Origin of the sequence: Photobacterium kishitanii (genome assembly GCF_003026355.1) — a bacterium.
Classification (GTDB): Bacteria; Pseudomonadota; Gammaproteobacteria; order Enterobacterales; family Vibrionaceae; genus Photobacterium; species Photobacterium kishitanii.
In genome coordinates this window covers 24488-36005 of record NZ_PYON01000020.1, presented here as the reverse complement: position 1 = coordinate 36005, position 11518 = coordinate 24488, and the positions used below count along the sequence as shown (strand labels likewise).

At 38.0% G+C, this 11518-nt stretch carries 9 protein-coding genes; 2 read left to right on the top strand and 7 right to left on the bottom strand.

The genetic code is table 11. The features are described 5' to 3' along the window. Positions 1-117 precede the first annotated feature (117 nt). Positions 118-1686 carry a phospholipase D family protein gene (locus C0W29_RS17915; protein WP_235869047.1) on the top strand — a complete coding sequence of 523 codons (1569 nt, stop codon included), beginning with the start codon at positions 118-120 and terminating at the stop codon, positions 1684-1686. A 47-nt stretch (positions 1687-1733) separates the two neighbouring features. Here C0W29_RS17915 and C0W29_RS17910 read toward each other — a convergent pair whose 3' ends face one another. Together C0W29_RS17910 and C0W29_RS17905 are read right to left on the bottom strand one after the other, a co-directional pair. Beyond that, entirely contained in the window at positions 1734-2402 is a 669-nt protein-coding gene (locus tag C0W29_RS17910; protein WP_036790361.1) for a glutathione S-transferase family protein, read from the bottom strand. A gap of 85 nt (positions 2403-2487) precedes the next feature. Beyond that, positions 2488-4212 carry an electron transfer flavoprotein-ubiquinone oxidoreductase gene (locus C0W29_RS17905; protein ID WP_045044739.1) on the bottom strand — a complete coding sequence of 575 codons (1725 nt, stop codon included), beginning with the start codon at positions 4210-4212 and terminating at the stop codon, positions 2488-2490. Positions 4213-4793: 581 nt separating this feature from the next. Between C0W29_RS17905 and C0W29_RS17900 the strand changes: the two genes are divergently transcribed. Beyond that, positions 4794-6176, top strand: a complete 1383-nt coding sequence (locus C0W29_RS17900) for a peptide MFS transporter (protein WP_036790355.1) — start codon at positions 4794-4796, stop codon at positions 6174-6176. Between the two features lie 81 nt (positions 6177-6257). Here C0W29_RS17900 and C0W29_RS17895 read toward each other — a convergent pair whose 3' ends face one another. The 5 genes from C0W29_RS17895 to C0W29_RS17875 all read right to left on the bottom strand — a co-directional run bounded on the left by C0W29_RS17895 (position 6258) and on the right by C0W29_RS17875 (position 11372). Continuing rightward, positions 6258-7619 carry an MATE family efflux transporter gene (locus C0W29_RS17895; protein WP_045044738.1) on the bottom strand — a complete coding sequence of 454 codons (1362 nt, stop codon included), beginning with the start codon at positions 7617-7619 and terminating at the stop codon, positions 6258-6260. A 210-nt stretch (positions 7620-7829) separates the two neighbouring features. Beyond that, the gene (locus C0W29_RS17890; RefSeq protein WP_045044737.1) at positions 7830-8732 is read right to left on the bottom strand and encodes a metal ABC transporter permease; all 903 of its coding nucleotides are present in this window, start codon (positions 8730-8732) and stop codon (positions 7830-7832) included. Then, positions 8725-9624 carry a metal ABC transporter permease gene (locus C0W29_RS17885; protein ID WP_045044736.1) on the bottom strand — a complete coding sequence of 300 codons (900 nt, stop codon included), beginning with the start codon at positions 9622-9624 and terminating at the stop codon, positions 8725-8727. Before C0W29_RS17885 ends, C0W29_RS17890 begins: the two co-directional genes overlap by 8 nt. Before the next feature lie 9 nt (positions 9625-9633). Next, complete coding sequence (locus tag C0W29_RS17880; RefSeq protein ID WP_045041276.1) at positions 9634-10458, bottom strand: manganese/iron ABC transporter ATP-binding protein; 825 nt, start codon at positions 10456-10458, stop codon at positions 9634-9636. After that, positions 10458-11372: a metal ABC transporter substrate-binding protein gene (locus tag C0W29_RS17875; protein ID WP_080888808.1), complete on the bottom strand. Its 915-nt coding sequence runs from the start codon at positions 11370-11372 to the stop codon at positions 10458-10460. Before C0W29_RS17875 ends, C0W29_RS17880 begins: the two co-directional genes overlap by 1 nt. Positions 11373-11518: the final 146 nt, after the last annotated feature.

The following is an 11518-nucleotide window of genomic DNA, read 5'->3' as shown; positions in this document are numbered from 1 at the left end:
TTATGCCTGTAGTATTTAAACACAGTTATCGTTGACAAAATGTTATAAAATAGGCACAGCTAATAATGATAGATACTTGATGAAGTATTGTGTTTTTTATCACTGCAAGGAGAGCGCGTGGACGAGAATCAAGTAGACAATAAATCAAGAAGTCGATGGCGCTATCGATTAATGTATTTGTTAGGGTTTAGTGCAGTTAATGCATTATCCGGCTGTAATTTAGTCTATTGGGATGAGGATTTTGACAGTTATCATAACCTGTCAAAGACAAACCCTTATCCATATCATAGTGTTGCTGTTTATGATTCAAATACCGATCAGAATCGTAATGAGATACAAGTTTTAAATAGTGGTGTTGCAGCATTACAGATGCGTATTGACATGATTCGACGCGCGCAACGAAGCATTGAAGTTGAGTATTTTATTTTCTCCCCTGATTTAAGTGGCAAAATAATTGTTCGAGAATTGGTAGCTGCAGCTAAACGTGGCGTTAATGTACGTATATTAATCGATAAATCAGCAACTGTATTTGAGTTTGATGAGTTTTATGCTCAAGCCTTATTGCAGTATGGTATTGAGGTTCGTTATTACAATGCCGCACCGCTTTATTATATTTCTACGATTAATTTCCGAAATCATCGTAAATTGCTGGTGGTTGATGATCGTGAGGCGATCACTGGTGGGCGAAATATAGAAAACGATTATTTTGATTTATCTACTCATTATAATTTTTTAGATCGTGACTTATATGTTGAAGGCTCGATTGTACCTGTGATGCGTGCTTCTTTTGATGCTTTTTATGAACATAGCATTAGTGAGCGTTTTCAAGCGCCTCAACAACCGACTTACCGAGTTGAATTACAAAAATATGAACGACGAGTAGCACAAGTGGCTGATTTTTTGGAGCCAAGTGAGGTAGAACAAGCTGCTCGGATTAAAATTGAAGCCATCGCTCGTCCTCTTTTATTACAAAAAAAACGTTATTCTTGTCCTGAAACTACATTTACTACTGATGCACCAGGTGGTTCTTTTTGGACACGGTTTAAAGACCCTTATAGCGATAACTATCGATTTTTACGTAAAACTATTTTTGATAAAGTGATGTCGGTTGATCAAGAATTGATATTGGCATCACCTTATTTGCTCAACAACCGTAAATCTGAGCATTTAATGCAAACCATGTTAAATAAGCAGGTTAAATTAACCCTCTATACAAATTCATTGTCATCCACAGATGCTTCTTATGTTGCAGCACAATTGTACCAACATGTTTATGATTGGCAAAAACTGGGTATTACAACTTATGTACATGCCGGTGAGTGGATAGCTGAAACGGAAGTGGTTTTTCCTGAAACTAGACAAGCTCGATGGGGTATGCATTCTAAAACACAGATCTATAAACGTAGTAACGGTAATGAAGTCATGGTCGGTACATACAATATAGATAACCGCTCTAATCATTATAATACTGAGATGGGGTTATTTTGTAAGGGTAATGACGAACTAGTCCAAGCTGTCGAAGCGAGTATTTTACAGCGGGCTCAGCAAGGTTATAAAATAGTTGAGAATGAGGAAGCGGTTGATCGTAATGGTAATAAAGTAAATGTTTATGGTGCAGGGGAACCTGATACAACCAAAATGAAATATATGTGGTTGCCATCATGGATGTTTAACTTTTTATTATAACGATTACTTTTTGCAGCGACCAAAGAGGACGCTGCAAAATAGATTAACTAGTTTGTTAACATTTTTTGAATTTGCGCTGCTCGTTCTTGGTCCGAAAGTTCAGCTTTGGGAGGTATGGTAATACCTTTTTGGCATGCAGGGCGTTGTTCAATGAGGGCTAACCAGCGTTGTAAGTGCGGTAATCCTTCTATATCGATACCGCTCCACTCATGTATTCGAACCCAAGGCCAAGTCGAGATATCAGCAATGGTATATTCATCACCAGCTAAATATGTATTTGTAGCTAGCTGTGTATTCATTACTTCAAATAAGCGACGGCCTTCATTTTGATAGCGTGAAATAGCGGCTGGAATTTTTTCAGGGAAATAACGGAAAAATACATTAGCTTGTCCCATCATTGGACCAACGCCACTCATTTGAAACATTAGCCATTGCATTACTTGCGAACGCTGTTTGATGTCTGTTGGTAGAAATTTCCCTGTTTTTTCTGCTAAATAAACGAGAATCGCTCCAGATTCAAATACAGCAAAGTTGTCATTGTCACGATCAATAATCGCAGGAATACGACCGTTAGGATTAATCGCTAAAAAGGCAGGTTCTTTTTGTTCTTTTTCAGATAAATCAATTGGGTGTACTTGATATTCTAGTCCTAGCTCTTCAAGCATTATTGATATTTTATAACCATTAGGGGTTGCTGCTGTGTAGAGATCAATCATCCATTTATCCTTATATGGTGGCGTATATTCAAGTATCATACTGTATTCATGTTACCATTAATTAGACGTAATTGATCGGTTATGGTTACATATCTGAATAGTTAGGACCGCTACCGCCTTCTGGTGGTATCCAGCTAATATTGATTGACGGATCTTTGATATCGCAGACTTTGCAATGAAGGCATTTGCTAGCATCAATCTTAAATATTTTCTTGTTTTCTTGTTCTGTAATCGTAAATACGCCAGCAGGACAATAGCGTAAACTTGGCTCGTTAAAGTAATTAAAGTGCTGTTCTATTGGTAAATTTGAGTTGTGTAACAGCAGATGATTTGCTTGATTTTTGCGGTATGAAATATTAGCTAAAGCGACTGATGAGGCTATATCAAAACTGAGTTTTCCATCTGGTTTTTGATAATAGATCGGTTGTGTTTGTGTTGTAGTTAATAGCGCTGTTCTATCTGCAATTGAGTGGGGGAGTGTCCACGGTAACTCGCCATCAAAATATTGTTGTTCAATATAATTCGCAATATATCCAGGAATTTGGCCGAAATGATGAGTATTTGCAGCAGTATTTCGAGTCTGACTTAATTCGGTATATAACCAACTACTTTCAAATAATGTTTGATAAAGTGGCTCAGTATAAGATTCATTATTTGTTAATTCAGTATAAATCGTTGCAGCAGCTAACATGCCTGATTTCATCGCGGTATGGCAACCTTTAACATTATTGTTATTGAGCGTACCTGCATCGCAACCCACAATGACACCGCCAGGAAATGCTTGTTTAGGTAATGAAGCTAGACCTCCCTTAGTGATAGCGTGTGCGCCATAACTTATTCGAGTACCTCCTTGGAGTACTGATGCCCAAAGGGGATGGTGTTTTAGCCGCTGAAATTCATGGAAAGGGCTCATATATGGATTACGGTAATCTAAATCAGTAATTAATCCTACTGCGATTTTATTATCATTTAAATGGTACATAAAACCGCTACCTGTAGAGTGAGATTCATTCAATGGCCAACCTAGAGTATGTACGACTTTACCTGTTTGATGCTGTTGTTGCGGTATTTCCCATACCTCTTTGATCCCTAATGCATAATGCTGGCTTTGACTATGTTGATTAAGTTTAAAACGATGTATTACCTCTTTACCTAAATATCCTCGGCTGCCTTCCGCCAAAATAGTATAACGAGCATGAAAGTTAACACTCTCTTTATAATCATCTGATGATTTTCCATGTTTATTCATGCCACTGGCTTTAGTTTTTACTCCCGCTACATATTTTGTGCCATTTTTTTCATAACTCACTAATTCATCAATGGATAAGTTTTTTTTGTCACATATAGGGTGCGTACCATAAATGATTGTATCAATACTGACGCCAGTAAAAATATCAACATTTAGTTGTAGGGCTTGTTTCGCTAACCAACGGCAGAAAAGGCCGAGACTGATAACATAGCAACTGTGTGTATCTAATGTCTGTTGAGTTACAGATTGAGGCAGGGGGAGTGCATGTTTTTCACTTATTAGCCAATGGGTTGTAGTGTCAGTAATTGCTGTTGTGACGGGACAATCTGTTTGCTGCCAATCAGGAAATAGTTCGTCAAGAGCACGGGTTTCAAATAAAGCTCCTGAAATGATATGTCCTCCTATGGTGTTACTTTTTTCGAGTACACAAATAGAGATTGGATTATCTTTACGTAATTGGGCTAATCGGCAGGCAGCCGCTAATCCAGCCGGTCCTGCGCCAATAATAACAACATCATATTGCTGGATCTGAGAGGTATGGTTATTACTCTCCTGCTTCATATTACATTCCTTGTCTGACTTAGTTTAAATATAGTTGAGTTGCTAGAAACGTAAATAAAAGCAGGCATTAATAAGTGGCAATATATAAAGCGGCGAGTAGCAATAAAAGAACGATTATGATGGTGAATATATGGCACTTAAATATCATAAATAAAGAGAATATGAATAGTTTATGCATACTGTTTTATTGGTGTTTCGTGGCATTATTTTATGTTTAAGGGCATATTAATAGTAACTATTATCATTTGGTTGATATTTTATGGTTATTTATTGACCTGTTTTACGTCTTGGTCTTATTGTTCAGTAAATATTTACAATTAAAGTATATAAGTCTACATATGGTTATTTTTGTGAGGTTTTATATGGCATAAATCTGGTTTTCGTAGTTTTTAATTTCAAATTATTAGTGTAACTAAATGTTTCAATTTGTTTGTCATTATTTCAAGTTTTGTTTTTATTCAATACGTTATCTCTATGACTTATTGTTTTGAAAATAGCCGCTATTGAAAGATATTATGTTGTCCTTTATAACTGGAAGGGTATTTATATTTTGAATAAATAGTGAAAAATAAGGAATAATTATGAGCAGGGACATGAGTACTTTTATGGGACATCCAAAGGGGTTGTTCTTGCTGTTTAGTACTGAACTATGGGAGCGTTTTTGTTATTACGGCATGCGCGCCATTCTTGTATTGTATTTAACAGATAAAACAATGGGGGGAGGTTTTGGTTGGACAACCAAAGATGCCCTTAGCTTATACGCAACATATACTGGTCTGGTTTATTTAACACCGCTTATTGGTGGCTGGATTGCTGATAATTTCTTAGGTCAACGCCGTTGTGTCATTCTTGGCGGTATCTGTATGGCCGTCGCTCAATTTATCCTTGCGCTACCTAACTCTGTTGTAGGCTCTTTTGCATTAAGCGCATTTTATGGCGGTTTAGGTTTAATGATCATTGGTAATGGTTTGTTTAAAGCCAATATCTCAACGATGGTTGGTGATCTTTATCCTGAGGGTGATAATCGTCGTGATGGTGCATTTACCATTTTCTATATGGGTATTAATTTAGGATCTTTACTGGCTGGCGTTATTGCGGGTACTGCCGTGAGTATGTATGGCTGGAAAGCGGGTTTCGCAGCATCTGGTATTGGTATGTTAGTAAGCTTACTTCTACAGTTGGTATTTGCTAAACGTTTACTTGGTAATATTGGTATAGAGCCCGCAGCAAAACGCGATGCAGCGAAGAATGCTTCTGGTAAAAAAGAGCCATTAACCGCTATTGAACGTGATCGTCTAAAAGTGATTATGTTCCTAGGCTTATTTGTGGTGGTTTTCTGGGCTGGCTTTGAACAGGCTGGTGGCTTGATGAATATCTTCACTCAAGAATATACTGACCGTATGATTGGTAGTTTTGAAGTTCCTGCGGCTTGGTTCCAATCATTAAACCCATTCTTTATTATTACGTTAGCACCTATTATTGCATCATTTTGGATCAAGCTAGGGCCTAAAGAGCCAAGTTCACCAATTAAGTTTGTGTTTGCGTTATTGTTCCTTGCTGTTGGTTTCTTATTTATGGTGGGAGCCGCGATGCAGCAGGGTGGTGATTTAAGTGTGAAAACATCAATGTTGTGGTTAGTTGGTGCATATTTCTTCCATACACTAGGTGAGTTGTGTATTTCCCCGATTGGCTTATCAATGGTAACTAAACTAGCGCCACTGCGTTTATGTTCATTATTGATGGGGGTATGGTTCGCATTTAATGCATTAGCAAATTATGCAGCTGGTATTGTTGGTTCACATGTTGGTGATGCCGGTGCATTAAACATCTTTGCAGGTATTGCGATTGCAGCAGTTGTTTCAGCAATTATTCTATTTTTGTTCTCAAATAAACTTATTCAATGGATGCATGGCGCTGAAGGCCATCTTGTTGAAAAGAAAGAAGCGATTATTGCTGAGGTCTAATTAATTACCAAAAACTGTAAATGAAAAAGCCGATGGCAGTAATGTCATCGGCTTTTTCATTGTTTTTAAGTCTATTATTATTTATTGCTGAGGTTCAGTATCGACGTTGCTCATTGAGAGCTTTCTTAACCTAAATACCATCCATAAGGTAAGTGCTGCGCTACAGATTGGTAATGCAAGCCAAACGCCATTAACCCCGATGCTATGCGCGAGTACAAAGATTGCTATTGATATGAGAATTAATTTACCTCCCGTTAGTAGTGAGGCCTCTTTAGGCATGTTAATTGCCTGAAAGTAGGTTGCTCCAACAAGCAATAAGCCTTCAAAAGGCAGACCCCAAAAGTATAACGACATGCCTTTTATCGCTTCAGGTTGCAGTGCAGCATTGTCTCCTGCAAACATATATACCACAGCTTCTGGAATGCTATATAAGGTAACAACGCCAATTACACCAATCAGTAATGTGATCATAAATGCGAGGTTGCGAATTTTAGCAACACGATCTTTCAGACCTGCACCTGTATTAAAACTTACGAGTGGTTGAGTGCCTAAGGCAATACCTTCAAAAATTAAATAAAAGAATGCTTCGGTGTAACTAACAATGCCATAGGCAGCAACATGAATCGGTTTGCCAACCATTAGAAATGCTTTGTTGTGTAGGATTAATACTACTGAGAGGTACATGTACATTAATAAACTTGACGTGCCTAATTTGAGTATTTGCAATACAGTATCAAATTTGATTTTTAGGCTATCCCATCCAATACGCAGTTGCGTTTTATCAGTAAAGAAATGTTGTAAACATAAAATACATGTAACAGCTTGAGATAGCATGGTAGCAACGGCAGCACCGGTTAATCCCCATGGAATAACGACAATGAATAACCAATCTAAAAAGATATTTAATACGCCACCTAAAATCATTATCAGAGTAACGCGATTAGGCTGTCCATCGTTACGTAGTAATGCTGAAAATGCCATAGAAACAATAGCAAAGCTGCCCATGGTGAAATACCAAAAGAGGTACTCTGATGCCATTGCTAGAATATGGTCTTTAGCACCGATCCAAATTAGAATATCGTGTCCAAATACCAAGCCGAAACTACAAAAAATAATGGCAGCAATAATACACAGTGTTAAGGCATTACCTACTATATGGCGCGCCTGTTGAGTATTATCTTCCCCCATTTTTATAGAAACTAATGCCGATGCCCCCATACCTATCATGGCACCAATAGCATATAGAATAGAACCAATAGGATAGCCAAGCATAATCGCGGCAAGACCATCTTCACCAATAAAGTGACCAACAAACATTCCGTCGACGGCAACATAGATACCAGTGATAAGCATGGCGGCAATTGTTGGCAAGGTATAGCGCCAAAAAAGACGGAAAATTGAATCATCACGTAAAGATAATGGTTGAGTTGTTGATACTGTCATTGGACAAATTCCATGTGAACCGCAGAAGTAGATGCAAAAAATTGTGCGCATTGTCTGTGCATTCAGTAGGTTAGTCAATCCAATAAACTGTATTTATGGCGAAGAGATCACGTGATTTGAGTGTTAATTATGTAATGTGTAAATACGCCAAGGAGTGACGATAGTGTTCCTTGGCGTATTGTTATAGGAATAGAGCAATGTGGGATATGGTTATGTTGGATTATTAAGTGGTGTTATCGGATGTTTATCATCATCTATTAAACGTGTTTTGATATTTTGTTGTTCTACATATCGGTTTTTTATTGTGGTGTATGTAAAGACCCCAATAAAATTAGCCGTTAATAATAAAATGATGGTTGGTCCCGGCGCGCTATCAATAAAAAAGCTGAGATACATGCCGAGAAAAGCATTAGCAACAGAAATGAATAATGCCAATACCACCATAGTTTGAAAACGGCGGGTTAGCATAAAGGCTGTAGCTCCTGGTGCAATGAGCATCGATATCACTAAAATCATGCCTACTGCTTTTAAGGCTGCGACAATGGTGAGAGAAAGTAAAGCAAGTAAGCTGTAATGCAACACTTTTGTTGGTAAACCAATGGCTTGTGCATGTTGATGATCAAAGATAAATACTAATAAATCTTTACCTTTAAATATAGAAAATAGAATAACAGCCAATGTAATTACTGTTGCTTCACCAATATCACGCCAACTAACACCTAAAGGATCACCAAATAGAATATGATCTAAATGGATATTACTCTGCACTTTGGTCATTAAGACGATACCGAATGCAAACATTGATGAGAATACGACTCCCATAATAGTATCTTCTTTAATACGGCTATTCTCTTTTAAATAGCCCGTTGCTAAAGCACAAAACATGCCCGCGACAAATGCACCTAACGTAAAAGGGATGGCTAATACATAAGCAATTACAATTCCAGGTAGTACAGAGTGGGAGATAGCATCTCCCATTAATGACCAGCCTTTAAGTACTAAAAAACATGAAAGTAATGCAGTTGGAATAGCGACCAATAATACAATCAAAAATGCTTGCTGCATGAAAGTAAAACTAAAGGGAGATAGCAGTAAGTCTAAAAAATTAGCCATGGGACCCAGCTCCTGTTTCGATCTTTGATATATCTTTTAATAAGGATGGATGTGGGTGCTTAGCGTTGCGAATGCTGGCTAATTTGCCGTGTTTAGGGGCAAAAAAGAACGCCATTAAAAAACATGTGGCTTGTAATAAAACAATGACGCCACCTGTTGCTCCATCGATAAAATAGCTTAGATATGCACCGATAAATGAACATCCCGTACCAAAGCTAACGCTGTATATAATAACGTGTGAGAACTTATCACTTAGTAGATATGCAGTTGCTCCGGGAATCACAACCATTGCGATCACTAAAAAAGCGCCGACAGTTTGTAGTGCTGCAACGGTTGATGCACTGAGGAGAGCAAAGAAAACGATTTTTAATGCTGTCGGATTTAAACCAATTGATTTAGCGTGGTTTTCATCAAAAAAAACCACCATAAAGTCTTTCCACTTCACTAATAAAACAGCTAATGATACGCCACCAATAATAACAATTTGTAATGTGTCGACTGGCGTTATTGCTAAAATGTTACCCATTACAATGGTCTGAATATTAACGGCAGTTGGATAGAGGGAGACTAAAAATAACCCTAATCCAAAAAATGAAGTAAAGATAAGTCCGATGATAGCATCTTCTTTTAACTTACTACGTTGGCTTAAAAAAAACATAGCGGCCGCAGCTAAACCACCAGAAATGAAGGCGCCAAAGGCAAAGGGAAGCCCTAACATATAAGCCCCCGCAACCCCTGGCACAATCGAATGTGATAATGCATCACCAATTAATGACCAACCTTTAAGCATGAGATAGGTTGATAGAAAGGCACAAACCCCACCAATTAATGCGCTTACCCACATTGCGTTAATCATGTAACTATATTGGAAGGGTTCCATTAAATAATCCATGTTAGTTCCTTAACTGTTACCGTACATGACAATGGGACGTTTATGATCCGACAATACATTCACTTGACGTTGATCATCATCATGATGGAGATCTTTTCCTCCTAAAATGAAATGTCTAAGTACACCGCCAAATGCAATTTTAAGGTTTTCAGGTGTGAAAATGTCTTTTGTGAATCCTGATGCTAAAATTGTTTTGTTTATTAGTACGGTACGATCACAAAAATCAGGTACGCTACCTAAGTTATGAGTAGAAACTAGCATTACTTTACCTTCGTCACGCAGTGCGCGCAGCAATGCCATGATTTGCTCTTCTGTTTGTACATCGACCCCAGTAAATGGCTCATCGAGTAGAATGACTTTACTTTCTTGGGCGAGTGCTCGAGCAAGAAAAACGCGTTTACGTTGCCCACCTGAAAGCTCACCAATTTGACGCTTTCGATAAGACACCATATTGACTCTCTCTAATGCTGATGTGACTTGCTGATGATCTTCAGCTCGAGGAATTCGAAACATATTCATATAGCCATAACGACCCATCATTACTACATCTTCAACGAGAACGGGAAAGTTCCAGTCTATTTCCTCGCTTTGCGGTACATAAGCCACAATATTTTGTTTTAAAGCACGTTTTGCTGCCATACCCATTATGTTAACTGTGCCTTGGCTAACAGGGACGAATCCCATAATAGATTTAAATAAGGTTGATTTACCGCTGCCATTGATACCGACCAGTGCTGCTATTGAGCCTTGTGGAATACTAAAGCTGGCATTGTGTAACGCCGTATGACCATTACGGTAAGTGACAGTTACGTTATCGATAGTTAATCCAGACATTATTGGTTCAATCCTTGCGCGATAGTGGTTGATGTAACTGCTAATAAATCAAGATAAGTCGGTACCGGCCCAGTGCTATTACTCAGAGAATCGACATATAGCACACCAGCGTAGTTAGCACCTGTTTCCCTTGCGACTTGTTGTGCGGGTTTTGCTGATACAGTACTTTCACTAAAAATGGCATCAATATTATGTGCACGTACTTGGTCGATAACATGGCGTACTTGTTGTGGTGTACCTTGTGCGTCGGCATTGATTGGCCATAAGAAAAGTTCATTAAGGTTAAAATCTCGGGCTAGATAGCTAAATGCTCCTTCACTGGTGACTAACCATCGTTTTTGGGTTGGAACTTTGTCGATTTGAGCACGTATAGGATCAATAGTTTGTTGAATTTGTTGTTTATATTTGGCGGCATTATGGTTATATGTTGCGGCGTTTTTAGGATCAAACTTAACTAGCGCTTGTCGAATATTTTCTACGTAAATAATGCCATTCGTGGGTGACATCCATGCATGAGGATTAGGTTTACCATCATAAGGACCTTGAGTGATATTTAAGGGAGAGATATTGGTTGATACGACAGCAGAAGGTACATCATGCAAATTGTGAAAAAATTTCTCAAACCATAATTCAAGGTTAAGTCCGTTATATAAAATTAAATCAGCGTCTTGTGCTCGGCGAATATCGCCAGGTGTTGCTTGGTAATTATGAATTTCAGCATTGGGTTTTGTGATTGATGTCACTATAGCGGCATCACCAGCAACATTTTGTGCCATATCTGCAATGATGGTGAAAGTGGTGACGACTTTAAATTTATTGTCAGCATGAGCTTGAGTGCTAATGCCTAACATTGAAAGTGAAAGTGCGATTATAGAAAGAGGTTTTGCAAAAGGTGGTGTTAAAAAGTTGATCATTGAATTGTCCCTATATGAAGATCCTATGTCTTATTAGAGTTATAACAAAGCAATGAATTGAATGCAAATGATAATCATTTGCATTCTTTGGTTTGTTTGAATTTATCTGAGATTAAAGGTAACGATAGAGTTTTCGTCTTAATCAA